The 25,767-nt window shown below is 68.9% G+C and carries 23 protein-coding genes; 12 read left to right on the top strand and 11 right to left on the bottom strand.

All coding sequences use genetic code 11. From position 1 onward, the window contains the following. Positions 1–5: 5 nt before the first annotated feature. The 4 genes from H6726_10860 to H6726_10845 form a co-directional block, all read right to left on the bottom strand. Complete coding sequence (locus tag H6726_10860; protein MCB9658138.1) at positions 6–1,031, bottom strand: PEGA domain-containing protein; 1,026 nt, start codon at positions 1,029–1,031, stop codon at positions 6–8. Positions 1,032–1,082: 51 nt separating this feature from the next. Beyond that, entirely contained in the window at positions 1,083–2,849 is a 1,767-nt protein-coding gene (locus tag H6726_10855; protein MCB9658137.1) for a protein kinase, read from the bottom strand. A 150-nt stretch (positions 2,850–2,999) separates the two neighbouring features. Next, positions 3,000–3,545, bottom strand: a complete 546-nt coding sequence (locus H6726_10850; protein MCB9658136.1) for a nuclear transport factor 2 family protein — start codon at positions 3,543–3,545, stop codon at positions 3,000–3,002. Between the two features lie 91 nt (positions 3,546–3,636). After that, on the bottom strand, positions 3,637–4,620 hold the full coding sequence (locus H6726_10845; GenBank protein ID MCB9658135.1) for a Rieske (2Fe-2S) protein: 984 nt from the start codon (positions 4,618–4,620) through the stop codon (positions 3,637–3,639). A gap of 134 nt (positions 4,621–4,754) precedes the next feature. Here H6726_10845 and H6726_10840 point away from each other — a divergent pair, with 134 nt between their 5' ends. The 7 genes from H6726_10840 (at position 4,755) to moaA (ending at position 9,349) form a co-directional block, all read left to right on the top strand. Then, positions 4,755–5,381: a TetR/AcrR family transcriptional regulator gene (locus H6726_10840; protein MCB9658134.1), complete on the top strand. Its 627-nt coding sequence runs from the start codon at positions 4,755–4,757 to the stop codon at positions 5,379–5,381. 8 nt (positions 5,382–5,389) lie between these two features. Beyond that, positions 5,390–5,713 carry a phosphotyrosine protein phosphatase gene (locus H6726_10835; GenBank protein ID MCB9658133.1) on the top strand — a complete coding sequence of 108 codons (324 nt, stop codon included), beginning with the start codon at positions 5,390–5,392 and terminating at the stop codon, positions 5,711–5,713. Positions 5,714–5,746: 33 nt separating this feature from the next. Continuing rightward, positions 5,747–6,454, top strand: a complete 708-nt coding sequence (locus H6726_10830) for a dienelactone hydrolase family protein (protein ID MCB9658132.1) — start codon at positions 5,747–5,749, stop codon at positions 6,452–6,454. A 93-nt stretch (positions 6,455–6,547) separates the two neighbouring features. Continuing rightward, entirely contained in the window at positions 6,548–7,156 is a 609-nt protein-coding gene (locus tag H6726_10825; GenBank protein MCB9658131.1) for a hypothetical protein, read from the top strand. Positions 7,157–7,305: 149 nt separating this feature from the next. After that, positions 7,306–7,593 (top strand): DUF3703 domain-containing protein, encoded by a 288-nt coding sequence (locus H6726_10820; GenBank protein MCB9658130.1) that lies wholly within the window; start codon positions 7,306–7,308, stop codon positions 7,591–7,593. 111 nt (positions 7,594–7,704) lie between these two features. Then, complete coding sequence (locus H6726_10815; protein ID MCB9658129.1) at positions 7,705–8,124, top strand: hypothetical protein; 420 nt, start codon at positions 7,705–7,707, stop codon at positions 8,122–8,124. Positions 8,125–8,224: 100 nt separating this feature from the next. Next, positions 8,225–9,349 carry a GTP 3',8-cyclase MoaA gene (moaA, locus tag H6726_10810; GenBank protein ID MCB9658128.1) on the top strand — a complete coding sequence of 375 codons (1,125 nt, stop codon included), beginning with the start codon at positions 8,225–8,227 and terminating at the stop codon, positions 9,347–9,349. Positions 9,350–9,461: 112 nt separating this feature from the next. Here the strand turns inward: moaA and H6726_10805 are convergent, their stop codons facing one another. Both H6726_10805 and H6726_10800 read right to left on the bottom strand, forming a co-directional pair. Next, on the bottom strand, positions 9,462–9,608 hold the full coding sequence (locus tag H6726_10805; GenBank protein ID MCB9658127.1) for a hypothetical protein: 147 nt from the start codon (positions 9,606–9,608) through the stop codon (positions 9,462–9,464). Continuing rightward, the gene (locus H6726_10800) at positions 9,605–9,943 is read right to left on the bottom strand and encodes a four helix bundle protein (GenBank protein MCB9658126.1); all 339 of its coding nucleotides are present in this window, start codon (positions 9,941–9,943) and stop codon (positions 9,605–9,607) included. Before H6726_10800 ends, H6726_10805 begins: the two co-directional genes overlap by 4 nt. Before the next feature lie 338 nt (positions 9,944–10,281). Between H6726_10800 and H6726_10795 the strand changes: the two genes are divergently transcribed. Continuing rightward, positions 10,282–12,291, top strand: a complete 2,010-nt coding sequence (locus H6726_10795; protein ID MCB9658125.1) for a serine/threonine protein kinase — start codon at positions 10,282–10,284, stop codon at positions 12,289–12,291. On the opposite strand, the gene H6726_10790 is transcribed toward H6726_10795, so the two are convergent. Next, positions 12,247–13,506 carry an IS4 family transposase gene (locus tag H6726_10790; GenBank protein MCB9658124.1) on the bottom strand — a complete coding sequence of 420 codons (1,260 nt, stop codon included), beginning with the start codon at positions 13,504–13,506 and terminating at the stop codon, positions 12,247–12,249. The genes H6726_10795 and H6726_10790 overlap by 45 nt on opposite strands. Before the next feature lie 111 nt (positions 13,507–13,617). Here H6726_10790 and H6726_10785 point away from each other — a divergent pair, with 111 nt between their 5' ends. Next, on the top strand, positions 13,618–13,758 hold the full coding sequence (locus tag H6726_10785; GenBank protein MCB9658123.1) for a hypothetical protein: 141 nt from the start codon (positions 13,618–13,620) through the stop codon (positions 13,756–13,758). A 96-nt stretch (positions 13,759–13,854) separates the two neighbouring features. Here H6726_10785 and H6726_10780 read toward each other — a convergent pair whose 3' ends face one another. Further along, positions 13,855–17,178, bottom strand: a complete 3,324-nt coding sequence (locus tag H6726_10780; protein MCB9658122.1) for a hypothetical protein — start codon at positions 17,176–17,178, stop codon at positions 13,855–13,857. Positions 17,179–17,487: 309 nt separating this feature from the next. On the opposite strand from H6726_10780, the gene H6726_10775 reads away from it, so the two are divergent. Beyond that, complete coding sequence (locus H6726_10775) at positions 17,488–19,644, top strand: protein kinase (protein ID MCB9658121.1); 2,157 nt, start codon at positions 17,488–17,490, stop codon at positions 19,642–19,644. A gap of 55 nt (positions 19,645–19,699) precedes the next feature. On the opposite strand, the gene H6726_10770 is transcribed toward H6726_10775, so the two are convergent. Further along, positions 19,700–20,830, bottom strand: coding sequence for a hypothetical protein (locus tag H6726_10770; protein MCB9658120.1), 1,131 nt, complete (start codon positions 20,828–20,830; stop codon positions 19,700–19,702). 190 nt (positions 20,831–21,020) lie between these two features. Here H6726_10770 and H6726_10765 point away from each other — a divergent pair, with 190 nt between their 5' ends. Then, positions 21,021–21,848: a hypothetical protein gene (locus tag H6726_10765; GenBank protein MCB9658119.1), complete on the top strand. Its 828-nt coding sequence runs from the start codon at positions 21,021–21,023 to the stop codon at positions 21,846–21,848. Between the two features lie 123 nt (positions 21,849–21,971). On the opposite strand, the gene H6726_10760 is transcribed toward H6726_10765, so the two are convergent. Further along, entirely contained in the window at positions 21,972–23,138 is a 1,167-nt protein-coding gene (locus H6726_10760) for a sulfotransferase (protein ID MCB9658118.1), read from the bottom strand. A gap of 126 nt (positions 23,139–23,264) precedes the next feature. On the opposite strand from H6726_10760, the gene H6726_10755 reads away from it, so the two are divergent. Then, complete coding sequence (locus tag H6726_10755) at positions 23,265–25,256, top strand: hypothetical protein (GenBank protein MCB9658117.1); 1,992 nt, start codon at positions 23,265–23,267, stop codon at positions 25,254–25,256. Positions 25,257–25,371: 115 nt separating this feature from the next. On the opposite strand, the gene H6726_10750 is transcribed toward H6726_10755, so the two are convergent. Further along, on the bottom strand, positions 25,372–25,743 hold the full coding sequence (locus H6726_10750) for an iron-sulfur cluster assembly accessory protein (GenBank protein MCB9658116.1): 372 nt from the start codon (positions 25,741–25,743) through the stop codon (positions 25,372–25,374). Positions 25,744–25,767 lie beyond the last annotated feature (24 nt).

Below are 25,767 nucleotides of genomic sequence, written 5' to 3'. Positions count from 1 at the left end.
CTGCATCAGAACGCCCCCTGCAGCCGGAAGTCGAAGCCGTTGCGGTCTACCCCGCCGTCGAAGCGCAGCCGGACACGCGCGGACTCGGTTGCCGTGGCCTCGTCATCGCCCCAGTCCGTGGTGAACGCCAGCACCAGCGCGGTCACCCCGAACACCAGCGCGCCTCCGAACATGACGTCTGCGCCGATGGAGAGCCCGCGGATCTTGTCGCGCTCTTCCCGTGTGGCGATGGCGACCGCGGTCGCACCGCCGATGGCGTTCGCGTCGTCCACGCGGTTGCGCCGGCCGCGCACCACGCCAGCGAGCGCGATGCCCCCGACCAGGCTGGCCGCAGCCACACCGGAGGCCGACCAGAAGAGGGCCGGGCTCACGCCGCCGTACTCCTGCGCCAGCGCGTGCAGTTCGAAGTCGACACTGCGGGTCTCGCGCGCGGGCAGCTGGACCTCTTCGCGCCCGGCCTCGTGTCCCGCCGAGCGCACCTCGATCTGGTGCGTGCCCCCCGGGACCATGAAGCGACGCTCGTCCTCGCCGACGCGTTGACCGTCGATCCACACCTCGAAGTGCTCCACGTTGACGGTGATCTCGATCGTCCCGAGCAACCCCTGAAGCACCTGGATCTTGGCACGGACCTCGCTCGCGTCGGCTTCTTCGGCGCCCCCCTCGTCCAGGTAGCGCCGATAGAACTCCATCGCGCGCCCGTACTGGAACAGCTGCTCGTAACACTTGCCGATGTTGTAGAGCACCAAGTAGTGCAGCGGGTGGTCGGACAGCAGCTCGCCCGCGCGCTCGAACTCGGCCAGCGCGGCGTTGTAGTTGCCGCGCTCGAACAGCTCCTCGCCGGTGGCGATGCGGGCGCGCGCCTCTTCCAGCGCGGGGTTGGGGGGCGGGGCTTCGATGCCTTCGGGCGCCAGGACCCCTTCCGCGGCGGGCCCGTCGTCTCCACCCGGAGCCTGCGCCCGCGCGACAGGTCGTCCGTAGGTCAACACCATGCCCGAGGTCACGAGGGCCACCCACCAAAGTTCTCGACACATGGTCGTGACGATACCAGGCCAGCGCCGAGACAGGAACTCGGGTGATCCGCCTCAGAACCGTATCTGCTTGAGCGCCATGTTGGTGTCGGCTGCGGGTTCCGTAGGTGGTGTCGGCGCGGGCGTCGGCGCTGGTGTGGCGACCATCTCGCTCGCCACAGCCATCGGCGGAGCTGGCAACTCGGCGGCCGCCATGGTGCTGGTCGGTGGGCTCGACGCGGGTCGCGAGCCGCTCGAGCGTCGCGTCGCCGCAGTGGAGCGGTCGTCGATGCCGGTGCCGCGCAGCAACGTCAAGCGCACGCGCTGGGGGAACTGGAGCACGAGATCCTGTGCAATGGTGGTGTAGCCCTCGGCGCGTACCTCCAACCGGCGAGGATCGGTGGTCTGGGGGAGCTCGCCGTCGAACGGATTCGGGATGCGCATGCCGTCCAGGTAGACCTCGGCGTTGACGGGCTCCGTCGTGATCTGCACGGTGACCGCCGCCGCTGGCGTGGAGGTCGTCCCAGGGGGTTCTTCCGTCGGAGGCACGGGGGCCGCCGCCTGCACGGGTGTCGTGTCGCCGCCTCCGGGATCCGTCGTGTGGGCTTCGTGACTGCCAGGTGCCTGGGCGCTGGGCGCGACCTCGGGATCATGCCCACCAGACGAGAGCGCCACGGCGGCGCCCACCGCGACCGCGACCAACAGCGCCGCGCCCGCTACGATGGGCAGCGCGTTTCCCCGGGTCGGGAGCGCGGGGGCGGGGTCGTCCATCGCGCCAGGGGCGGCCGTGGCGACGGACGTGACGGGCACCCCGACCGGCGTCACAGTGGCGGCGTGCGCCAAACGCAGCTGTGACTCGCCGAACGAGAGGTCCGTCTGCCCGCCCGCGCGCGCTTGCATCGCCGAGGCGGTGAAGCTGGCTGTCTTCGGGGCGTTCTCGTCCAGCTGCGGCGCGTCGGTGACTTCACGAAAGGCGGACAGCGCGCGCTTCAGCGACGCGCAGTCCTGGTAGCGGTCCGCTGGGTTCTTTTGCAGGCACTTGTCGACGATGTGCGCCAGCCCGGCGGGCAGGTCTCGACGGAAGAGCGCAGCGTTGGGCGCGGGCTCCGTACAGATCTTGAGGACCAACATCGGGTAGGCCTCGTCGTCGAACGGATATTGTCCCGTGAGCGCTTGGAACAGGATCACGCCGAGCGAATAGATGTCCGAGCGGTGGTCGATGTCCTTGCGCCCCTGAGCCTGTTCGGGCGACATGTAGAACGGTGTGCCCATCGCCGTGCCCGTGCGCGTCATGCTCTGGACCGTGTCGGTGTCCTTGAACTTCGAGATACCGAAGTCCACCACCTTCACGAAGTCGGGGTTGCCCGCGCGCTCGATGAGGAAGATGTTCTCGGGCTTGAGGTCGCGATGGACGATGTCCTTGTCGTGAGCGGCCTGCAGGGCATCGCAGACCTGCTCCATGATGCGCACGGTCTTTCCCACCGCCTGGGCTCCACCGCGCTCGAGGTCGTCGGCCCAGTCACGTCCCTGCAGAAACTCGAGCACCATGTACACGGACTGATCGGGGAAGCGCCCCATGTCCGTGACCTCGACGATGTTCTCGTGACCAATGCTCGTGACAGCCAGCGCTTCTCTATGGAAGCGCGCGACGATCTCCGGGTGCGTCGCGAACTGAGCGTGCAGGCACTTGATGGCCACACGGCGTTTGATGAGCACGTGCTCGGCCTCGTAGACCGCTCCCATGCCCCCCTCGCCGACCTTCCGGATGATCCGGTACCGGTCCTGCAGGACCATCCCGATGTTGGGGTCCGCGGACTCCGGCACGTGCAAGGCTTCGCTCATGGTCGGTTCCTAGACTACGCAGCGGCGCCCAGAGGTCAATGTGGGTGCACGGTTACAGAGAGACGCAAGAAGGGTCGGACTCCGATCACACCGACCCGATCCGGGCGTCCGCGCCTCTCGACGAGCCAGCCGCGGCTGGCCCCCAGCGCTTCATGTGGCGTCGGGGCGCTCGCCGGGGCGATGCTCCCAGTACGACGCGGGCCCCTTCGTCCACGCGGGACCGTCGCCCCAGTCGAGGCGTGTGCGCTTGTCGCGATGCTTCGGGTCGTGCTTCTTCAGGGCCTTCTCGTAGTCGAGGTAGCACTGCACGCTGAGCTTCTCCGCCCAGTAGTCCTCCTCGCGCGACCACTTTCCATCGCCCGCGTACTGGAGCACCGTCATGCCCGGGAAGTCGAGGTAGCCCTCGCCGCTCGGGTGGTCGCGGCGGTTGTCCATGTGGAACACGACCCGCCCGTTGCCGCTCGGGTCCACCAAGTGCCAGTGATAGATGCCATAGATCTCACCGTACTTCACCATCAGCGGCTTGATCCACGCGCGCACCGTCTCGCGGCCGATCATGGTCCCGAGCACCCGCTCCTCATAGACCACGTCCTCGGTGAAGAGATCGGCCCACGCGTCCCAGTCCTCGCGGATCATGCCGGTGTTCCAGTAGAGCCGGAAGGCCTCCTCGATCTCTGCCACGTCCCAGGTCTTCATCGCTTCCTCCGTCTCACACGCCAGGTACTCTCGGGCCACAACGAAGAAGGGCGGCCCTGTCGCCGCCCTTCCCACATCACTCGTGCGCGACCTACTCTGCCGCGGCCTCTTGCTGCGGCGCGGCGTAGAACTGCTCGCACCAGCGGCGGAACATGCCGATGGGGCCGTCGCCGTCGCACAGCAGGGGCTGCTTGTGCTGGACCTTGTTCTCCCAGATCGGGATGTCCTGGCCCAGCTGACGGCTGACCTCCTTCACGAACGCCGCGCCCACGCCCTTGGCCACGTTGGCGCCCGCGCTCTTGTTCACGGAGAAGGCGAAGCGCACGTGGACGTGCTCGTCGTCGATGGGCGTGGTGCAGGCCACGTTGAGGGTCTCGACGATGCCCTTGAAGCGCACCAGCGCCAGGCCGAAGCCGTAGGCGAGGCTCTCCACCGAGCCGGGCACCGGACCGCGCGGGGTCTCCATGCCGGTGTTGCTGAACACGCGCAGGACGTGGTCGCGCACCTCGGCCTCGGACTGCGGCATGTTGGTGGCGCCGTGCACGTAGTGGAAGTGCGCCGAGTCGACCGAGTTCTCCGCCATCTCCTGGTTGGTGGTGCGGATGGTCCACTCGCGGATCTCGTAGTCGGTCCAGCTCTCGTTGCGCTCGCCCGCGGCGGTCCCCCACTCCGGGATCTCCTCGGGGATGTCCCACTTGGGCTCACCGCCGTCGGGGTGGTGCCAGGCCATCACCAGGCCGCCGACCTCCTTGAGGTGCCACTTGGGCAGGCAGGCCTTGCGGGGCAGGCGCTGCGCGTAGGGCACCGCCGAGACGTTGCCGTCGGTGGCAAACTGCCACGCGTGGAACGGACACTCGATGTTCTCGCCCTTGACCTTGCCGCCATGGCCGAGGTGCGCGCCGAGGTGCGGGCAGAACGCGTCCAGCATGACCGCCTCGCCGCTCTCCGTGCGGTACAGGACCAAGTCCTTGCCGAAGTACTTCAGCGGCTTCACATCGCCGGCCTTCAGCTGGTCGGTGTACTCGACCTGGAACCAACCGATGGGGATGCCTGGGGTGTAGTAGCGATTCTGCATGAGCTTGCTCTCCGGGGCTGCGCCGCTGTCCTACGGCGACGACCATACTAGAACATGTTTCAGTTTTGGCAAGCGCAACCGCTCGGACGCGAAACCAAGTGGTGTGTCGGGCGCTGCCTGGTAGTCTCCGCGCCATGGCGACGCGGAAAGCCAAGAGCTCCGGATCCACGGTGCGCGCAGCGCGCGCCGAGCTGTATCGCGCTGCCATCCTCACGGCCGCCGAGCGCGTCTTCGCGGAGCAGGGCTACGACGCGTCTCGCATGCAGACCGTCGCGGCCGAGGCGGGCGTGGCGCTGGGCACGCTGTACAAGGTGTTCGCGGGGAAGCAGGACGTCCTGGACGCCATCCACCGTCAACAGGGCGAACAGCTGATCCACGCCGCCACCTCCCACGCGGACTTGGCGAGCGGCCCCCTCGAGGCCGTGCTGAGCGGCGTCGACGCCTACATGCGCTACCTGGCCGCGCACCCGAACTATCTGAAGATCCACCTCGCTGGCGGCCATGCGTGGGCGCTCGGCAGCGGCTACATCAGCCCGGAGCAGGTGCGGCAGTTCGACACGGGCCTCCAGATCATCGCGCTGTTCCTGACGCGCGCGATGGACGCCGGGGTCATGGCGCGCGAAGACCCGCTCCTCTCGGCGCGGCTCATGATCGCGGCCCACCAGGTGATGCTGGCCGACTACGTGGACCGCGGGGATGACGACGTGGATGCGTTGGTCGCCCGTGTGCGGCGCTACATGCTACGCGCGTTCGCGCCGTGAGCGAGCGCCTGCGGGTCTTGTTCGTGTGCAGCCGCAACCAGTGGCGCAGCCCCACCGCCGAGGCCGTGTTTCGTCGGCACCCTGCCGTCGACGCGCGCTCGGCAGGGACCAGCCCGAAGGCTCGCAAGACGGTGAGCGCGCGCGACCTCGAGTGGGCGGACGTCATCTGCGTCATGGAGCGCAAGCACGCCCAGCGCCTACGCGCCGACTACGCGCGGCTGCTCGGTGGAAAGCCGCTGCACGTGCTGGAGGTCCCCGACGAGTATCGGTACATGGACCCGGAGCTCGTGGCGTTGCTCACACAGGTCGTCAGCGAGCGCCTCGGTCTGTGACCACGCACGGCGTGGAGTTGATAGGCTACCGCGATGCACACCGAGCTACTGCCCTACACCCACGAGGACGAGGACTTCGACGTCTTCCTCGTCCGCCCCGACGGCGACGAGCCGCGCCCCGCCGTCCTCATCTGCCACATGTGGGGCGGACGCGAGGGGTTCATCGAGGACAAGGCCCGAGCGCTCGCGAAGCTGGGCTACGTGGCGGCGGGTATCGATCTCTACGGCGTCGGGCAGCGCGGCACGGACGTGGCCTCGAGCCGCGCGCTCATGACGGCGCTCGTGACCCAGCCTGCGGTGCTGCGTAGCCGCCTCGCGAAGGCACACGCCGTGGTCCGCGACGCGCACGGCGTCGACCCCGAGCGCATGGGCGCCATCGGCTACTGCTTCGGAGGTCTGTGCGCCATCCTCATGGCGCGCATGGGGCTACCGCTGCGCGGCGTGGTCAGCTTCCACGGGCTGCTGAAGATCGGCGAGCCGCTCGACGCCGAGGTGCAGGCGCAGATCATGGTGCAGCACGGACAAGACGACCCGATGGTGCCGCCCAGCGACGTCGGGACCTTCGCCGAAGAGATGAAGCGCATCAACGCCGACTGGCAGCTGCACTCGTATCCCGGCGTCGTGCATGGCTTCACCAACCCCAAGGCGAACGACCCGGCGTTCGGGACCGTGTACGATGAAGACGCCGCGCGCCGCTCCTGGATCGAGATGCGCCGCTTCTTCGAGGACACGCTGGGTTGAGGCGCCGCGCGACCTCGGTAGGAGGTTCGCGTCGCGCGCGTCCGATGATGCGGGCGCGCGGGAACTTCGCGCACCCGCCGTTGTCCAACGCCCATGCGCACGCTCGATGCCCGCAAGAGGAAGCTGCTCCGTGACGCCGACCGCAGGCTGAGGGCCGCGCGTGACGCCGGCCCCGACAGCGCCGACGGGGAGCTGAACATCGTGCCGTTCCTGGACGTGGTGGTGAACCTCATCATGTTCCTGCTGATGACGGTGACGGCCACGCTGGCGTTGGCCGAGGTGCCCGTGCGGACACCCGGCACGGCGGACCCCGCGCGCCCCGTCACCCAACACACCCCGGCAGGCGAGGTCGTACCCCTGGTCGTGCACCTCGGCACGGACGGGCTGCACGTGTTCGCGAACGGGCAACGCCTGGCCTCGGGCTGCGCCGCGCCCGGGGCCGACGGCGCGACCATCCCGTTGGTGGCGGGCACGTACGACTGGCTCGCCCTGCGGGGGTGCGCGGCATCCGTCGCAGCGGGGCTCGGGCCCGCGGCAGCGACAGGGCAGCCTGGGCAGGCGCGCCCCCGCGCGGTGATGCTCTCGGCCGTCCCTGACGCCACGTACGACGACGTGGTGCACGCCATGGACGCGCTGCGCGGGACACCCAGCATGCCGCTGTTCGACGACGTGCGCTGGGTGGCGGCGGGGGCGGGGCGCTAGACACGCAGCTGCGGGCGTGCCCCATCCGCAAGACCGGACGAGGCGACCTGAAGCGACTGGACGATTCGAGGTAACGTCTCTCGCGTCGCGGACGACGTACGCCCCGACGCCGGCCCCGGGTGACCCCGAGGCGCACCGAGGAGCCCAGCATGCTGACGACAGAAGCCTTCCGCGAGCGCATCGAAGCCATCGAGCACGCCATCCACGAGCGCGCCTTCGACGACGCCGAGCAGCAGCTGGTGTCCCTGCACATCGCCGTGCATGAGCAGGCCGCGCTCCATCAGCGGGTCCACCTGCTGTGGTTCCGTCTTGGGCGAGCGCAGCGGAGCGTGCGCATGCAAGCGGGGCAGGTCTTTCCCATCGTGTTTGCCGTCCCCGTGTCGCTGGTGCACCGCTACTTGGGTCTAGCCGTGGGGCGGCACCGCGAGCCGGTCTGACCGAACCGAGAGCCTGGGTGGCGAGGGAGCCTCCGCCCAGATGGCGGTCCCTCGCGGTGTGCCATCAGCGAATCAGGTTGGCTAACGACCGATAGCGTCTACACTCGCCGGATGCTGCAGAAGTTCATCTACTGGACCGGGATGTCCGACTTCCTCGTCGGGCTCGCCACGTGGGGCGGCGCTGTGGGAGTGGCGATGGCCGATCCCGTCAAGGGGCAGTTCGTGCCGCTGATCACGCTCGGCACGTTCCTGCTCATGGCGGCGGCGCTGCTCGTGTGGGCGTCGCACGACATGGCCCAGCGCGCCCCGGTGTTCTTCTGGCAGGGGCTGGTGCGCCTGTCTGCCATCTGCGGCGTCATCTACGCGGTGCCCCACCAGCTGTCGGAGACGTGGGAGTACGGCCTGCTCGCCATCGACGGTCCGATCGGGCTGGTCTATGTGATCGGCGCGATGAAGGTGACGGGCTGCTCGTTCATGGAGCTGATGCAGTGCAAGACCACGCCCAAGACCGCGGCGAACACGGGCGGCTGATGGGGAGGGTTTCGCCCACCCCGACGAGCTCGCGCCACGGGACGTGCACGGAGCCGCGCGCTCCGCTGGGCCGGCCCACCCAGACTGCTACAGTCTCGTCATGAAGCGCCTCCCCGTGCTCAGCAGCCGCATGGCGACCTACGACGCGCTCGCGTCGTATCCGCCCACGCCTGCGCGCTTCGGAGACGCCGGGCTCCCGCCGCTCAGCGACGGGCAAGGGCGCCGCTACACGTACGCGCGTATCAGCCTGACCGACCGCTGCGACATGGCGTGCGTGTACTGCATGCCTCCCGGCGGCGAAGAAGAGCACGCCCTGCGGGACGAGCTCATGTCGTTCGAGGAGGTGGCGCGGCTGGTGCGGGTGCTCAGCGAGATGGGCGTCACGCGCGTGCGCTTCACGGGCGGCGAACCGCTCGTACGCAAGGACATCGTCCGGCTGGTGGCGCTCGCCCACGCCGAGGCTCCCTCGGTCGAGCTTGTGATGACCACCAACGCGGGGCGCCTGGCCGAGCTCGCGGGCCCGCTGGCCGACGCGGGGCTGCGCGGCGTGAACGTGAGCATCGACTCGCTCGACGCGACGCGCTTCGCCGAGATCACGCGCGGGGGGTCGCTGCCCGCCGTGCTCGCCGGGATGAACGCGGCGCGAGCGGCGGGCCTCACGCTGAAGACCAACACCATCCCCATGCGCGGCGTGAACGACGACGAGCTGCGCGCCCTGGTGGAGCACAGCTGGTCGCTGGGGGGTACTCCCCGCTTCATCGAGCTGATGCCCCTCGGAGAGGGCGCGAAGCTGCCGAGCACGCTGCGCATGACGCGCGCCGACGTGGAGCAGGTGCTGGGTGACCTGCTGAGCCAGGACGCCTTGCTGGTCGCCACAGGCGCAGACCGCGGCCCCGCCCGCTACGTACGCGCCGCCAACGCCACGCCTCCAAACGCCCCCAAGCGTTCGGTGCACGAGCGCCGCGTCGGCTTCATCACGCCGCTGAGCAGCACGTTCTGCGACAGCTGCAACCGTATCCGCGTGACCGCGCGCGGCGACCTGCGGGGCTGCCTCGCGTCGCGCAGCGCGCTCAGCTTGCGGGACATCCTGCGCGCGGGAGGCACGGACGCCGACATCGCCTGGGCCCTGGGCCACGCGCTCGGCCGCAAGCACGACGGCCACGGCTTCCTGGACCCGAACGAAGCCGAGCACCACCACGTGGGGATGAGCCTGATCGGCGGCTGAGGCAGCCCCCGTCGTGCGGTGGGCCCCGTCGGATGGCCAGGCAGCGCCGGGATTCTTGGCGCTGTCTTTCGTCGCGGTGCACACAGTCTGCCCATCGCCCTCGTGAGCGTGCTCACGCGTCCTCGTCCTCGTCCTCGTGCTCGTGCTCGTGCTCGTGCTCGTGCTCGTGATCGTGGTCGTGCGCGTGCGCGTGCGCGTCCTCGTGAGTGTGCTCGTCCTCGTCCTCGTCCCCGTGATCGTCCCCGTCTCCGAAGCTCAACGACACATCCTGGTCAACATGGCTACCAACCGCACCAAGAGGACCTTCGCCTCGGCAACACGCTCTTCGTCAGCCAGCGCCTGCAACCGAAGCAGATCGAGGATCGCGCCACACTCCATGGCCGATCCTCGCGCGATCGCGTGAAACCGTGCTCGGTCCTTGTGAGTCGGCTTGCCCGCGCCCTCCGCGATATTGAGGGGAATCGAGAGAGTCGCCCGTCTGAGCTGGTCGGTGAGTTCAGCGTGGCCACGGGGCACGCCGTTCAGGATCTGGAGGGATTGCGCCGCAAAGCGCAGGGCGCACTGGTAGGCATCGAGTCTCTCGTGGTCGAGCATGCTGAAGGGTCGGCCTGACGGCATCGCGGTTGCGTCTTTGGCGCACAAGGGCGTGCACTCACGACCACGGGGACGGTCACGAGCACACTCACGGGGACGGTCACGAGCACACTCACGAGGACGCGCACGCGCACGCGCACGACCACGAGGACGAGGACGAGGACGACCACGGGGACGAACCCAGGAACGGGGAGGACCGGGGTTTCTTCGGGGGAGCGCCTCTAGAACGGCTGTTCCTGCCGGAGAATTCCGTCAATGGTTTCCGTATGCTGCAGGATGTCGCACGATAGCCGCTTCTCCCGCTGCCCCTTGCGACCCCACATGACTCCGCACTGCCCATGATCGAAGCCGCGCAACAATCCCTCGATGCCGTGCTGCGCACGCTCGCGGTGGACGCCGACACGATCCAGCGCGCTCCTCAGCGCACCATCGAGCCGCGCCTGCTGCCCGACGAGTCCGCCAAGCGCGCGCTCGAGCTGCTGCAGTCCATCACACCGAGCGAGTCGCGCGGGCGCGCGGTGCACGTGGGCGAGCTGCTGGGCCAGGGCGGCATGGGCGAGGTGCTGCTCGCCGATCAGGTGTCCATGGGGCGCAAGGTCGCGGTCAAGCGCCTGAAGCGCGAAGCCACCACCGAGGCCAACACCATCAAGCTGCTGCAGGAGGCCTGGGTCACCGGCTACATGGAGCACCCGAACATCATCCCGGTGTACGACATCACCGTGGACGAGTCGGGCACGCCGCTCATCCTGCTGATGCGCATCGAGGGGACGCAGTGGGGTCACCTGATGGACGACCCCGAGACCGTCCGCGAGCGCTTCAACACGACCGACCTGCTGGAGTGGAACCTGCGCGTGCTGATGCAGGTGTGCGACGCGGTGCACTTCGCGCACACGCGCGGCATCATCCACCGCGACCTCAAGCCCGAGAACATCATGATCGGAGAGCTGGGCGAGGTGTACGTGGTGGACTGGGGCATCGCCGTCAGCATGCGCCTCGAGCACACGGGCCGAATCCCGCTCGCGCGGCACGCCACGCAGATGGCGGGCACCCCCTGCTACATGGCGCCCGAGATGCTGGGCGGCGAGCACAGCCTCCTCAGCGAGCGCACCGACGTCTACCTGCTGGGCTCCATGCTTTACGAGATGCTGTCGGGCACGGTCCCGCACGGGGGCAAGAAGCTGCCCGAGATCGTGGCGAGCATCATCGCGTCCCCGCCGCCCGCGCCCGACGGCGTGCCCCACGAGCTGGGGCGCATCTGCCGCCGCGCCATGGACGCCAACCCCGCGCAACGCTTCGAGTCCGCGCTGCAGTTCAAGCTGGCCATCGAGAACTTCCTGCGTCACCGGGGCTCACGTCAGCTGGCGCGCCAAGCCGCGGGCCGCCTACGCGAGCTGCTGCGCGAGCTGGAGCGACCGGACGCGGACACCAGCGACGACGAGCGGCACCTGCACCTGCACAACATGTTCGCGGAGTGTCGCTTCGCGTTCCGCGAGTCGCTCAAGGAGTGGCCCGACAACGGCGCCGCCATCGAGGGCATCCGCCGCGCCACGGCCGCGATGGTGGAGTACGAGCTCGGCCTTGGAGACGCCAAGGCTGCCGCCACGCTGCTGAGCGGCCTCGAGCAGCCTCCCGCGGAGCTGCGGCAGCGTGTCGAAGAGGCGCAGGTGGTCAAGGCCGCCGAGCAGCAACGCGTGGACGAGATCGTGCGCGACAACGACTCGGCGACGGGCGCGCGCACGCGCGTTCTGCTGGGCGTCATCATGGGTCTCAGCTGGACGCTCAGCCCGCTGGCGTTGAACCGCTGGCTGCCACGCGTGACGGGCATGACGCGCGAGTCGCACCTGGGGCTCATCTACTCGACGGGCGCGTTCCTGCTCGTCGGGATCGGCTTCGCGTGGTGGGCCCGGGACTCCATGACCAAGACCAAGCTCAACCGGCAGCTCATCACCACGGTCATGTTCACGATGCTGGCCCAGATGGTCATGAACCTGGTGTGCGGGGTACGCGGCATCGACGTCGAGACCACCATGGTGCTGAACTTCTTCCTGTGGTTCGCCATCGCGGGCATGGTCACGCTGTTGCTCGAGCACCGCTTCTGGGTGGCCACGGTGGGCTACTTCGTGGCGCTGGGTTCGGTGACGTTCCTGCCGGAGTATCGCTACTGGATCATGAGCGCGAGCCACCTGCTGCTCACCGTCAACGTGCTCGCCATGTGGGGTCCCACAGCGCTCGAGATGATCCGCCGCGGCGAAGACCCCCCGCCCCTGAACCAACCCCTCATATTGGCTACAGCTAACGACATGTCAGAGGACTCCGAAGAGGTCCGCGAAGAACTTCTGTTCGCGTAGGAGCTCATCGAACTTGTTGAGCAGGATGTGACGTCGATGAGCGGGGGCATTCGGAAGGAGCGCGAACCATACGCATCCCTGACGAAAAAGAGAGTGAGTGCGCGTGGTGACGGTATTTGCCTTGAGCACCCTGTCGAGACCGGTGGCTTCGCTGGCGGCGCCGAGGACTGTGAGGAGCGCCTGGGCGAGCGCAGCCAGTAGAATCAGGCGGTCTCTGCGTTCCGGACGCTTGACTCGCACCTCCGAGAGTCCGAGTCCGTAGCGAGGGTTCTTCGCGTCGCGAAACGTCTCCTCAATTGTGAATCGCCGGCCGTACATCGCTACGATCTGGCTGGCGGTCAGGTCAGTGCGGTTTGTGGCCAGGCACCAGGGGTCCTTCATGTCCTTGGCCTTCACCGTGACGATGCCCGCGACGGGGTGCTCCTGAGTGGTCAGCGTCACGTTCTTCCACAGCCGCGCACGCCCCTCGGTCGAGACGAGCTTGGAGGCGGCCTGGAGCGGCTTGTTGGACACTCGGACCTTGATGTCCTTGCGAAAGCGGATGACGAAGTGCCAGCGCTGCTCGCTCAGGAAGTCGTAGAGAGCGGTGCCACCGAAGCCACGGTCGGCCACGATGGTGACGCGAACATCGTCTGGGATCGCGGAGCGTAGGCGAAGCAGCAACGTGTCCTCGGCGTCGATGCGGCCTCCGTCGCTCAGCTCTGCGCTCGAAACGGTCTTCCAGCAGAGCGGCGTGGCGCGGCCGTGCGACGTGATGACGTTGGCGGCGATGACGCTGTGACCGTCGTGTGCGTACTCGGTCCAGTCGAGCGCAACGATGACGTCCTTTCGCTCGCCGAGCACGAAGCGCGTCCAAGGTACGTCGAGCTGCTCAAGCTGCAGCTTGGGGTTCGACAGCAGGCGGTCCACCTGTTTGGTCGCGTGCTTCGGGTCGAGCCCCTGCGAAGTCGCGAGCGCTGCGCCGATGACCGCCACGCCCAGCGAACCCGCCTGCATGACCCCCAGCACCCCGTCCGCGAGCGAGCCCTCGAGCTTGGCGTGGAGCTCATTGTCTGTCGCCTGGCCGACCATCGAGCGCACTCTAGCCAAAGACACTCCCCCTGTGGTCTCGGATCGACCTGCCTTCCGCTGCCCGGCAGTCGCCGAACAGTCACGCGTCTCAGGCTCTTGAGGGTAGGCCAGTTTCGTCGGGGAGGCAGGCTTCGAGGTCTTCATAGCCCTTGAAACAAGCCTCGTGGCGCAAAATTCCCGACCCGCGGCGATATGTGCTCATGTGCGTGCGATGCGGGGATCCCTCAGCCCCCGCCCTACCCCAAGCTCCCCGAAGTGGACGGCTCACTCATCCGCAGTGGTCTGACCAGCCTGCGTGAGCTGGCCCCCGGCGCCGAGGCGAAGCCCGACAAGCGCACGGTGTCCGAAGAAGTGGAGCTGCGCGACGGGGGCCCACCGCCCACCCCGATGGGCTGACGTCCCTTGCCGTTCGCAAGCCAAGAGCGTCCCACGCCACGTCCGTTGCCACGTCTACGCTCCCGGCGAGGACGCGGGCGCAGGGAGCGCACGCCCCTACGGGAGCGCCTGCGTCGTGATGACCGGCAAGGCCCGCAGGTTGTGCCCCGACGCGTCGGGCTCAGGCGTACCCCAGCAGACGACCTCCGCGGAGTCGTCCGCGCCACATGCCCCCTTGTCGAACAGCCAGATTTGCGTGAACGGCATGCCGAAAGCTGCGGCCACCGGCGTGGGCACGACGCCAGCGGGGACACCCCCGAGCTCGGCTAGCGCATTGCCCCCCCAACCAACCCACGTGAGGTCCGCTCGTTGCGCCAAGCACGACGCACCCGCACAGACGATGGCCTGCGCATCGGTCACCCCCGGGACCTGCACCGGGACGTTGCGATTCGCCGTGGAACCGTTCCCGAGACGATGGCTGCTACCACTGCCAAAGCACCACACCGTGCCGTCTCCACGCAACGCGCAGGTCGAGCTCGCCCCCAACGCAGCAGCGACCACGTCGTCGAGTACGCCAACCCCAGACGGCCCTACGACCTGCCGCGGATAGGCGTAGGTCGCGTTGTTGCCCCCTCCGAGAGTCCCGGTCGATCCGTCGCCCCAGCAGTAGAGGTGTCCCGAGGTCGTGACACCACACGCGTGTGCCGTACCCACGGCGAGTGACGCGAAGGTGAGCCCGCCACTCACGGGGACGGGCGTCGCGCAGGACGTGGTGCTGTTGCCGCACGCCGATGTCTCGCCCCAGCACCAGATCGCAGCTTCGTCGTCGAGGGCGCACGCTACACGATAGCCACCGGCCGCGACGTCCACGACAGGTCCCATGACCGAGTCGTCAACACGCAGCGGCACGTCCGAAGTGTATGTCGAGGCCGAGTGTCCCACGTTGCCCGTGCCCCAGCAGTGCACGCCGCCCGCGTCGTCCAGGACGCAAGCGCGTGACCCCCCTGCGGACACCTTCGTCGCCCCTGGCACGGCGAGAGGCACCGGTAGGGCCCTAGCCAAGCTGTCGCCAAAGCCTGCGCCCATCCTTCCCCAACACGCGAGCCCCGTTGCGTCCACCGCGCAAGCGAAGCCCGACGCGCTCGCGAAGGAAGTCGGATGGTCCAGCCCAGTCGGCCGATTCGGTTGGGTGAAAGGATATCCGGCATGTACCCCGGAGAGGTACCTGCCCCAGCAGGTCACTTCGGAGGTGCTTCGGGCGCAACAGGCCAGCGTGTTGCATTCGAGGCTACTCGCCTCACCGGGGAGGGGAATCCCCACCGCAGCAGCCGGCGCGCGCGCAACCACGCTCTGGACAGACTCACCGAAGCGAGAGTTGAGCCCCGAGGCTCCCCAGCAGGCCACATCGCCATCGGTCAGGGAACACGCGACGCCATCGTGTGTCGACAGTACCGGCGGCACCTCGCCAAACGGGACGTGTGTCGGTGTCGATAGGTCTCCGAACGTCCCCAGGACCGCGGCGCGGGTGTCATCGCCCCAGCAGAACCAGCCAGCATCGGTCCGCGCGCAGACGGAGCTCCCTGTGGAGGACGCCGTGAGTTCGCGCGCGCCCTCCAAGATGGGGACGGGCGTCGGCGACGAGTTGAGGGTGCCATCCCCGAGATAGCTTGCCCCCCAGCACAGCACCTGCCCATCCCCCCTTCGCGCGCAGGTGCGCTGGTTCGACAACGCGATTTCGACGATCCCTTCGGCCCCGTCGATCGTTGTGGGTTGGAGTTGGAAGAACCCTCCCATGAGCGGCCCAGCCTCACCACTGAAGTTTCGCCCCCAGCACGAGACGCGACCATGTTCACTCAGCACACACGCGTGCCCGCTGCCAGCAGACAACGCCACGACGTCGCTCACACCGTCGGGACTCACCAAGCCACTGACGGGATCGCGGTGCCCCACACCGAGCTGACCGCCCGAGTTGTCCCCCCAGCAACGGACGGTACGGTCGCTGAGCCGCACACACGCGAAGCTCCCACCCATCGCTACCTCTTCGACTTGGGTGAGCCCGGGCACGAGCCCGACCTCCGGTGCAAAGCCGGCGCCCCAGCAAGCTACTGAGCCCTCGCCGAGGACCGCGCACCCTGCCCCACCGCCGACCGCCAGGTCTCGGTGAGACACGCAGCCCAAATCGCAGGTGTCCCCTGGTGCGCACACGTCCCCGCCCGTCTCGTCCACCATTCCGTCGCAGTCTTCATCGAGCGCCGAACACAGCTCGGGAGCGCCGCCATGGACCTGTGCGTTGCTCTCGTCGCAGTCGTCCGCGGGATACGTGCCTGGCTGGTCGGAGACGCACGTCGCGTCGCTCGGTGCGTGCCCGTCTCCATCCGGATCCTCGTTGACGTCTGGTCCCCCAGGGTCGCTCACGGACGAGCAGTTGTTGTCGACGCCATCGCAGAGTTCCGGGGCGCCAGGATAGATGAGGGCGTTCCCGTCGTCGCAGTCTCCCGGAAGCGCGCTGTAGCCCTCGGGGGGGGTGCACGACAGGGACGTGGTGGCTGCGGCCGTCTCTCCGACGCCATCCCCATCCAGGTCACGATAGAAGGTGTACGAGTCGCTCTGCTCGTCAATCGTGAGGTCGCAGTCGTTGTCTCGACCGTCGCACAGCTCCGTCGCGAACGGACGAACGTCCTGGCGCGTGTCATCGCAGTCGCCGCCGACCGAGGCCATCCCCTCCGGGCGGGCACAGGCGAGCGTCGGCGTCGCGTTCACGTCACCTGCCTGGTCCATGTCGGCATCGGGCCAGAACGACTCGAGGGTGAGGTTCTCGTCGACGCGCGTGTCGCAGTCGTCGTCGGACCCGTTGCACGTCTCGGCCTGGCCAGGGTTGACCGCCATGTCAGCGTCGTCGCAGTCGAGGCCGCGCACTACCCCATCCGTACTGTCCACCCGAACCGCGATACCGCAATTGAGCACCGTCCCGGATGGAAGCGGGTTCGTGCACAATGCGGAGATGAAGAGGTCGTTGTCGACGTCGCGCGCACCAACCGTACAGGGGTCGCAATCCTCGTCGTGTCCCGCCGCGTCACACACCTCTTGGTTTCCAGGGAAGCGATTCGCGTCTTGATCATCGCAGTCGTCCCCCCCACAAGTGACCGAGAGATGATCGTCAGAGTCGGCGTCGGGACACGCGGACTCACACGACGCCGCGACTTCATCGCACGACCCTCCGGGACACGGAGGCACCCCGCTCACGCAGCCATTGCTGGCGGCGTTCTCGCTGTCGGGCATGCAGCGCTCTTCCCCTGTGCAGTAGAGGCCGTCATCGCACGCAGCGTGCTGCGTGCACACCTCGACCCCCCCATCGACGGCAGGTGCACTGGGCCCACCGCAGCCCACCAGCGAGAGAATGAACACCGACGAGACGCACTTCCACGCAACGTGACGCAGCATCAACGACTCCTTGCACCGTAGACGGCCGCCACGTTCGAGGCGCCTGCCGTGCACGATGCCATGGGACCGCGTCCACGACAACGGACCTGATGGGAGGTTCTTGTCGACGGTGTGGTGGGTTACAACCGTCTCGACAAGCATGCTTCAAGGTGCGTCGTCACGCGTGATACGATTCCGGGAGCACCTCCGAACTCGAGCCCGCATGCCTCCGTACTCGAACTGGTACGTCGACCACGATTCGACGCTCGGATGCCCACGTGGCATGCCCGGCCCCGTGCTCATTCGCGCATCAGGGGACCCGACACCGCCATGAACACGTCGACCTTGAACAGCTGGATCGGTACCGTGCTCGCGGAGCGCTACCGGCTCGACGCGCTGCTGGGGCACGGCGGCATGGGCGCGGTGTTCGAGGCCTTCGACGCCACGCTCCAGCGGACCGTCGCGGTCAAGGTGGTGCTCCCCGAGCGGGTGACTGACGCGGAGGCGGTGGCGCGCTTCCTACGCGAGGCGCGCTCGGCGGCGGCCATCGCCAACCCCGGCATCATCACGGTGCACGACGTGGGGCAGGCAGCGACCGCGCACGGGACCATCCCGTTCCTGGTCATGGAGCGTCTGCGCGGCGAGCCGCTCGCGGCGCGGCTGAAGCGCGGCCCGCTGTCCGTGGACGAGGCGCGCTCGCTCGCCGTGGATGCGCTGGAAGCGCTGGCGCTGGCGCACGACGCGGGCATCGTCCACCGAGACATCAAACCCGACAACGTGTTCCTGCGCGCGCCCCACGGGAAACCGACCATCTTGGACTTCGGCATCGCCACCATGAGCGAAGGGTCTTTCGTCGGCGCGCAGCTCACGCGCGAAGGGCAGAGCCTGGGCACCCCCGTGTACATGGCGCCCGAGCAGCTGCTGGGCGAACGCGTGGGACCCGCCGCGGACCTCTACGCCATGGGGGCGCTGCTGTACGAGGCGGTCACCGGGCGCCCGCCGCACATGGCAGAGACCTACCCCGCCCTGATCCACGCCAAGCTCTCGGTCACGCCCGACCCGACGCCGCTGCTGGCCCGGGCGGGTGACGGACCGTTCGCAAGCACGGTGCTCGCCGCGCTGTCCCGCGCCCCGAGCGAGCGTCCCGAGAGCGCGCGGGCCATGGCGCACGCCCTCGGTTCGCTAGGACAGATCACCGCAAGAGGGTTCGGCGTGAGCGCGTCATTGCCTGTGGACGCGCTGGCCTCCACGGAAGCCCACGACACGCCGAGCAGCGTGCCGACGCCGGCGCCCGTGCAGGCGCTCACCACCGCGTCGCAGTCCAGTGTCGGGACGTCCGCGCTCGGCCGCGCGCTGCTCGTCCTGCTCCCGCTGGCGCTGCTGGGAGGCACCGTCGCATGGCTCTTGTCCAAGTCTCCGCGAGGTCGCGGTGATGCCCCCACGGACACGTCCGACCCGGCGAGCGGCGCGCAAACGGCACAGGCCAGGCCAACACGGACGCCTACACTCGCGCTCGGCGTGTTGCGGGACTTCCACGAGGCGAGCGGCGCGGCCCGGGCCCTGCTCGAGAGCGCCGAGGTGTGGGAGCAGTGCAACGACGACTTCGCGCTCGCGCTCGGGGAAGCCCAGGAGCCCAGCGAGTGGGTCGCCGGACAGGCGCTCTGCGACGGCTTCGCGAAGCTGCTGCGCGGAGAGTCTGCGGAGGCCCTCCTGCGCTGCGAGGTGGCCGTGTTCACCCGCCCGGAGTGGGCCGACGCGCGCGTGCCGCTGGCCGAGGCCCTGTTCAGCGCGGGCCGTACCGACGACGCGGTCGCTGCCCTGCGTGCCGCCATCCGCCTGGACCCCTCCTGGTGGGTGCCGCACGCCAAGCTCGCGAGCCTCTACGCGCGGGCGGGCGAGTTCCCCGAGGCCATCCAGGCCTACCGTCGTGCGCGCGAGGTCGCACCGTCGGAGGCGCGCATCATCGACGCCCTGGCGATGACCTACCACGCGGCCGAGCTGGACCAGCTGGCCGACGAAGCTGCCGCGGAGGCCATCGCGCTCGACCCCGAGGTGCCGTGGGCGCACCTCATCCTCGCGGAGCGTGCGCTCGAGCGGGACGACGGTGAGGCAGCCCTGGCCGCGGCAGAGCGGACGCTCGCGAGCCACCCTGCGTCGGTGACGGCGGTGCTCGCCCGCGCCGACGCGTTGGCGCTGCTGGGACGCGACGACAGCGCGCTGCGGGCCTACGCGCAGTTCCTGACGCTCGTCGGGGACTCCGCGGCCGAGGCGACGGGCGTGCCCGCGGGGCGTGTGGAGCTCGTGCGCAGCGCACTCACGCGCGACGAGCTCCCCGCCAGCCGTACGCAAGTCGCCACGACACGCGGCGACGGTCCGCGCACCACCGCGTCAGCACCGAGGACGCGCTCGACCGGCTCCTCACGCGCCGCGCCGCGGTCGGCGCCACGCTCGGCCCCGGCGGACCCGTTGGGAGGCCTCGACTTCTGACGCGCGGCTCGACGGCCGGCCAGTGCAGGTCGGCCTTGGGCCCCGTGGCACCGGCTCAGGGGATGACCGTCACGCGGCCGGTCCCGCGCAGGCTCACGACGACCTGATCGTCGACCACCTCGAGGCCGATGGGCTGCTCCCCCATCGGCAACGAGAAGCGCTCGATCTCGGCGAGCGTGAGCCCGTTGAAGTGAATCACCTCGCCCGTGTCCCGACTTGCCACGTAGAACGAGCCGTCCGACGCAAAGCCGATCCCCTCCGGCGCCATGAACGCAGGGGTCGCGGTGACCTGGTCCAACAAGGCGCCGGTGACACCGTGGAAGCGCATCACCACGGAGCTCAGGCGCGCCGCCACGTAGAGGTGACCGTCGGGTCCGAACGAGAGGCCCTCCGGGCTGCCCAGCAGGGCGTCGGTCGCGAACTCTCCGAGCAGCGTCCCGTCGCTGCCGAAGCGGACGACGTTCGCGGTGTTGCGGCACGTCACGAAGAGGCTTCCGTCGGGGCCGAAGCGCGGCGTGTTCGGACCATCGATGCCCATGTCCGCGAAGATGTCGATGAACGCGCCCGTGGTCCCGTCGAAGCGCAGGATGACGTTCCCGCTGCCCCGCGCGGCCACGTACAGGTTCCCGTCCGGGCCGAAGTCGAGCCCTTGGAAGCCGGTCCCCGCGGTGGGCTCCGAAGCGAACGCGGTGACGGCCCCCGTCCCCTGCTCGATGCGATGGATGGTGTCGCCGTGCGCGACGTAGAGCGCGCAGTCGGGCCCGACGCGGACGCCCTCGGGCGACGTACCGGACGGAATCACCCCTCCTGCAGGCAGCCCCAACCAACCGGGGCACGCGATGGCCGTGGGAAAGCCGCTGTCCACGGGCCCCGCGTCCACGCTGAGGTCCCCGCCCGCATCGAGGGCCTGGTCGACCGCCGTGGATTGATCGTCGGGCGCCATGGCATCCGCGGCCTGGTCTGGCGGACCCTGATCGGCTCCTTGATCGGCCGTCCCGTGATCGAGCGTCCCCTGCTCGGGTGTCCCTGCGCCCTGATCGGCCGCGGGTCGGCCGCTGTCCTCGTTGGGCACCGTGACGCCATCGGCGCCGCAACCCGCCACGAACGACATGCAAGACGCCGTGGATACGAAGTACGCGAGCACCGCGATGCGCGGCGCGAGATGTCTGGGGGGAGTCGACGCCATGGTCAGGTAGGGTGCCGCACACGACGCGCCGAGGCCACCTTGGTGGCGCTCGCTCGCCTCGCACAGCGGATGCACCCGTCCCCGCTGGAGCCCCTCGCTTGCCGCGTGCCGACACGAGATCCGGAATGCGCCAGCGACGGTCCCAGCCCTCGTGTTGACGCCGTGAAACCACCGTTCTACGTTCCGCGCCATGAGCCTGCTCGCGGAACACCCTGGCAAGCGCGCCGTCGAGCGCTACTGGCTGCTCTACACCCCCGTGTGGGGCGCCATCAGCGCCGTCGTCATGATCGGGGGCTTCGCGGAGCACTGGGGCGACACGGCCTGCATGATCTACGGCGTGGTGCTGATGCTGGGCGCCATCGTCCCGCCCGTGTTGCTGCGGCCCGAGGAGGAGCGCGGGCGACCGCTGTGGCGGACCACCAGCGTCAAGTACGGGCTGAGCGTGACGGGCCTCGCGTTCGCGCTCAACTACAGCCAGACGCCGTACTTCTACGACGTGCTGCACATGCACTACGGGTTCAAGACGCAGATCAACATCCAGAACAACCCGGTGTTCTTGTACTTCGTGAGCGTGGCGTACTTCAGCACGTACGCCGCGCTGTGCTGCATGGCGTTCCGCTTTCTGCGCCGACGCTTCGAGGGGGGCCCGCTCGCGTCCGCTGCGTGGTTCGTGGCCCCCATGGCGATGGCGTTCCTCGAGACGGCGCTCAACGCGAACCCGTTCATGACGCAGCTGTTCTGCTACGACGACCTCGGGCTCATGCTGTGGTTCGGCACGGCCAGCTATGGCGCCGCGTTCGTGTTCGCCCTGCCGATGTGGATGCACATCGACGAACAGCCGGGCGACGACGTCAGCGCGGCGCAGGTGCTCATCTGGCTGGGAGCGGCCATGTACGCGGACGTGCTGACGCTGGACGTGCTGCGCTACCACGTGGCGCCCCTCGTCACCGAGGTGGTCCCGCACGCAAACGGCCTGCGTGACTACGCGGGCAGCTGCCTGACGCCGCCCGCGCCATGACAGGGCGTGGCGGGTACGGGACGAAGGGGGTGCCAAGCCCGTCAGTGGTCGCGGTCAGGTGATGCGCCCGTGCGAGGCGTCGAGGCCCACGTTGCCTGCGACGCCCGCGCCCCACGCGGACACTCAGGGGGCGTAGCCGAAGCGATCGCAGAAGCGCTTGGCGCCCGCGTAGACGCTCTCGCGCGTGAGCCCGAAGTCCGCGAGGGTGTACTCGTGGGCGCTCTCGTAGCAGCGCTGCGCGTGCGTGAAGTCGTACAGGTTCTGCTTGAACGCTGGGGACATCTCGATGCCGAGCCAGTCGTAGATGCGGTGGACCTCTTCGTCGGGGTCCTTGGTGAGCTCGTCGTAGCGCACCACCAGGATGTGCTCGTCCCCGTAGTCGTCGAGCAGGTCGAGCCCGTACTCGTAGTAGTCGAAGGCCAGGCGGATGAGCTGCTGCGCCTCCACGCCGTCCTTCTTGATCTCGGGCGTGTGCGAGACCCACTTCTCCCACCACATGCTGAGGAACGAGGGCAGCGACTCGGCCGGGTCCCGCACCAGGTACAGGAAGCGCGCGTCCGGCATGCGCTCGATGACCGAGCGCACGCGTGGCGTGAAGAAGACGTTCTTGTTCAGGAAGCGCTTGTCCGGTGCGCTGGCGTAGAGGTGACGCTTGATGCTCGCCTCGTAGAAGTCCATGAAGCGCGCGCGGTACTCGGGGTCGATGCGGTCGAAGAAGCGCATGCTGCCGAGCTCTTCGGTGTAGGGCGACAGCAGGTTGATCGTGATGGAGGTCATGCCCATCGCCCAGGTGGCCTCGTCCTCCTCGTGCTGGTCGATGCCCAGCTTGTGGATGCCGTCCCAGCCGTCGAACATGATGTCGTTGATGAGGTCCACCCCGGCGCGCATGGGGTGGCCCGGCAGCTTCTCGTCCAGGTCGCCGAGGGCCTGCAGGCCGCGCTGCACGGAGACGTTGTTGAAGGCGCTCTGGTACAGCTTCATGCCGCTGAACGTGTCCTCGTCGATGGACATGAGGCGGTGCAGCATGGTGGTGCCGCTGCGCGCGTTGCCGATGATGAACACCGGCTCCCGAATGGGCTGATCGCGCCAGCCGGGGAACAGCTTGTCGTCGAGGCGCTGCGCCCCCTGCAGCATCGACACCACGCCGGTGTACACGGAGGAGAACAGCGCCCACGTGGGCAGTCGGCGCAGCTTGACGTGACGCATCACGGCCGCCTTCACCTCGGCGACACCGGGCGCGAAGATGGGGATGCTGCCGTACTCGGGGTCGTGGGGGTTCGAAGGCCGCATCGTCCGAGGCGGAAGTCCGCTGGCAGCGGACGCGGCGGAGACGGAGGCTTTGGGGGACGCCGACATTTGGCCCGCATGTACCCATGAAGCGGGGGGGTGGTCAATGCGGGATGCTATCCTGAGGCCGTGGAGACCCGTCAACGATGGGCCCTTCTGGGCTCCGTGCTCTCGGTGCTGGCCACCGTCGGGACCGTGGCTTGCCTGCGCGGCACGGGGCCGTCAGGACCTCGGCTGCCCGAAGAGCCGGACGTCGCGGAGTCGCCCCAGCCGGACGAGGGACCGACGGAGGTCGTCGACCACCTGCCCCGCATCGAGAGCCCCAGCGACTGGGCGCGCCTGGCCACACGGCCCGAGGCGCATGTGGTGGCGCGCACCGAGACGGTCAAGTTCGTCATCGACACGCAACAGGACGACCGCGTCTACTTCCTCCAGTCGGCGCGCTGGGACCTGCACTACGCGTTCGTGCAGGAGTTCATCGACCGTCGGGCCGACCACGCGCGCTTCAACATCAGCGAGTACCGGCGCGACGACCGACGCTTCCTGCTCGGTTCGCTCATGTACTACCAGGACGGCGAGCAGTTCACGCTCGAGCTGGTGGCCGGCGACACCATGTCGGGGGAGCGCATCGCCAAGGTCTTCGCGCTGGTCCGCGAGCGCGTGTACTTCGGCGACGCGCTGCGCTTCCGGCCGCTGTCGCCCCTGCACGAGCGCAACATCGAGGGGCTCGGGGACCGGCTCCCGGTGCTCCCGGCCGACGCGGTGAACGCGTCGGTGCAGTACCAGCCGCTCGTGCTCGGTGTGGCGTACGGCGTGCTGCGCATCGTGCGCGGCCCCCTCGACCCGGCCAGCGCGCGCCCCAACGACATCCTGGTCACCGAGACCGTCCCCGACGAGATCCCTCCCGTCGCCGCGCTCGTCACCAGCCAGCTTCAGGCGCCGCTGGCGCACGTCGCGGTGCTCAGCCGCAACCGCAACACGCCCGACATGGGTCTACGGGGCGCGACCGAGCGCGCGGACGTGCAGGCCCTCGAGGGCCGCATCGTACGACTGAGCGTCGGCGCGCAGGACTTCACGCTGCGCGAGGCCAGCCGCGAGGACGCCGAGGCCGCGTGGGCGGCGGCGCGCCCAGCGAGGGTCGTCCACCTGCAGGCCAACACGGACATCCGTGCCCTGCGCCCGGTGTGCGGCTGCACCGCAGAGTATGCGGGCGCGAAGGCGTCGCAGCTGAGTCAGCTGTGTGAGCTGGGTGGCCTCAACCTGCCGCCTGGCTTCGTGGTCCCCTTCGCGTTCTACGCCGCACACCTCGAGCGCGTGCGGTCTGCAGCGCAGCTCACCAGGATGCTCGCGGACGACGCCTTTCGCGCCGACGCCACCGTGCGCGCCGATCGACTGCGAACGCTGCGTGACGCCATCCAAGCAGCTCCGGTAGACAGGCGCCTGCTGGCCCAGGTCAGAGCGCAGCTGGCGCGTCTCGGTACGGGTGGACGCTTCATCTTCCGGAGCAGCACCAACGCGGAGGACCTGCCGGGGTTCAACGGCGCGGGGCTCTACGAGAGCGTCGTGGTCCCCGCGGACGCCACCGACCAAGCGCTGGCAGACGCGCTGCGCCGCGTGTGGGCCAGCGTGTGGCTGCAGCGCGCGTACGAAGAGCGGGAGTGGTTCCGCGTGGAGCACGCCGCGGTGGCCATGGCCGTCTTGGTGCAGCCGTTCGTGGCGGACGTGGTGGCCAACGGGGTCGCGGTCACGCGCAACCCCTACGACGAGGCCCGACCGGGCGTGTTCATCAACACACAGGTCACGGGGGGCAGCGTCACGGGGGCGACGGGCGACGAGCTGCCGGAGCAGTTCCTGGTCTACACGTGGGCCGAGGAGCTCGAGCCCGAGCTGCTGAGCCGAAGCTCACGCACGGGTGGCGCCCCCATCTTGAGCGAGGCGGAGGTCATGGCGCTCACGCACCAGCTGACGCGCATCGACGCCAACCTCACGCGGCGCTACCCGGGGACGGCGAACGCGATGGACGTGGAGTTCCTGCTGACGCGCGACCGCCGCTTCGTGTTCGTTCAGGCGCGACCCATCAACGTGCTCTACACGGAGGGCCAACGCTGGCGCTACGACTGAACCCAGCACGTCACACATGGAGCGCGAGCGGAGGTGGTGCCGGGGCGCGTGAGCGAGTGGGGACGAGTTGACAGGCAACCCGCCGCGGGCGCTGCCACACACCGACCGCGCGCGCTCAGACCACGTCGAACGACTCGCCGCAGCCGCAGTCGTTCTTGGCGTTGGGGTTGATCCACTTGAAGCCGTAGCCCATCAGCCGCCGCTCCCAGTCCAGCGTGGAGCCCTTGAGCACCTCGATGCTCTTCTGGTCCACCACCACGTGCAGTCCGTCGAAGTGGTACACGAGGTCCTTGTCGGGGCGGATTTTGGTGGCGTAGTCGATGACGTAGCTGTACCCCGCGCAGCCGCCGCCCTTGACGCCCAGACGCAGCCCGTACACGGGCTCCCCGGCGTCGAGCAGCTTGTTCTTCGCCATCTCCACCGCCTTGGGCGTGAGGGTGAGACGAGGTTCTGCGAGCGTGACGCCATCGGGCAGGGGCAGGGACATGGTCCGGGAAACATAGGGCGCGGC

This window comes from Sandaracinaceae bacterium (genome assembly GCA_020633055.1).
Taxonomy (GTDB): Bacteria; Myxococcota_A; Polyangia; order Polyangiales; family Houyiibacteriaceae; genus JADJJE01.
This window is presented reverse-complemented; position numbering and strand designations above follow the sequence as displayed.

Excerpts from the sequence above, each read along its gene's own strand:
- H6726_10860 (MCB9658138.1), bottom strand. The coding sequence starts at position 1,031 with ATGTGTCGAGAACTTTGGTGGGTGGCCCTCGTGACCTCGGGCATGGTG.
- H6726_10760 (MCB9658118.1), bottom strand. The coding sequence starts at position 23,138 with ATGCGGCCTTCGAACCCCCACGACCCCGAGTACGGCAGCATCCCCATC.
- H6726_10800 (MCB9658126.1), bottom strand. The coding sequence starts at position 9,943 with ATGCTCGACCACGAGAGACTCGATGCCTACCAGTGCGCCCTGCGCTTT.
- H6726_10790 (MCB9658124.1), bottom strand. The coding sequence starts at position 13,506 with ATGAAGACCTCGAAGCCTGCCTCCCCGACGAAACTGGCCTACCCTCAA.
- H6726_10820 (MCB9658130.1), top strand. The coding sequence starts at position 7,306 with ATGCTGACGACAGAAGCCTTCCGCGAGCGCATCGAAGCCATCGAGCAC.
- H6726_10775 (MCB9658121.1), top strand. The coding sequence starts at position 17,488 with ATGAACACGTCGACCTTGAACAGCTGGATCGGTACCGTGCTCGCGGAG.
- H6726_10770 (MCB9658120.1), bottom strand. The coding sequence starts at position 20,830 with ATGGCGTCGACTCCCCCCAGACATCTCGCGCCGCGCATCGCGGTGCTC.
- H6726_10815 (MCB9658129.1), top strand. The coding sequence starts at position 7,705 with ATGCTGCAGAAGTTCATCTACTGGACCGGGATGTCCGACTTCCTCGTC.
- H6726_10795 (MCB9658125.1), top strand. The coding sequence starts at position 10,282 with ATGATCGAAGCCGCGCAACAATCCCTCGATGCCGTGCTGCGCACGCTC.
- H6726_10840 (MCB9658134.1), top strand. The coding sequence starts at position 4,755 with ATGGCGACGCGGAAAGCCAAGAGCTCCGGATCCACGGTGCGCGCAGCG.
- H6726_10750 (MCB9658116.1), bottom strand. The coding sequence starts at position 25,743 with ATGTCCCTGCCCCTGCCCGATGGCGTCACGCTCGCAGAACCTCGTCTC.
- H6726_10855 (MCB9658137.1), bottom strand. The coding sequence starts at position 2,849 with ATGAGCGAAGCCTTGCACGTGCCGGAGTCCGCGGACCCCAACATCGGG.
- H6726_10780 (MCB9658122.1), bottom strand. The coding sequence starts at position 17,178 with ATGCTGCGTCACGTTGCGTGGAAGTGCGTCTCGTCGGTGTTCATTCTC.
- H6726_10845 (MCB9658135.1), bottom strand. The coding sequence starts at position 4,620 with ATGCAGAATCGCTACTACACCCCAGGCATCCCCATCGGTTGGTTCCAG.
- H6726_10765 (MCB9658119.1), top strand. The coding sequence starts at position 21,021 with ATGAGCCTGCTCGCGGAACACCCTGGCAAGCGCGCCGTCGAGCGCTAC.
- H6726_10825 (MCB9658131.1), top strand. The coding sequence starts at position 6,548 with ATGCGCACGCTCGATGCCCGCAAGAGGAAGCTGCTCCGTGACGCCGAC.
- H6726_10850 (MCB9658136.1), bottom strand. The coding sequence starts at position 3,545 with ATGAAGACCTGGGACGTGGCAGAGATCGAGGAGGCCTTCCGGCTCTAC.
- moaA (MCB9658128.1), top strand. The coding sequence starts at position 8,225 with ATGAAGCGCCTCCCCGTGCTCAGCAGCCGCATGGCGACCTACGACGCG.
- H6726_10830 (MCB9658132.1), top strand. The coding sequence starts at position 5,747 with ATGCACACCGAGCTACTGCCCTACACCCACGAGGACGAGGACTTCGAC.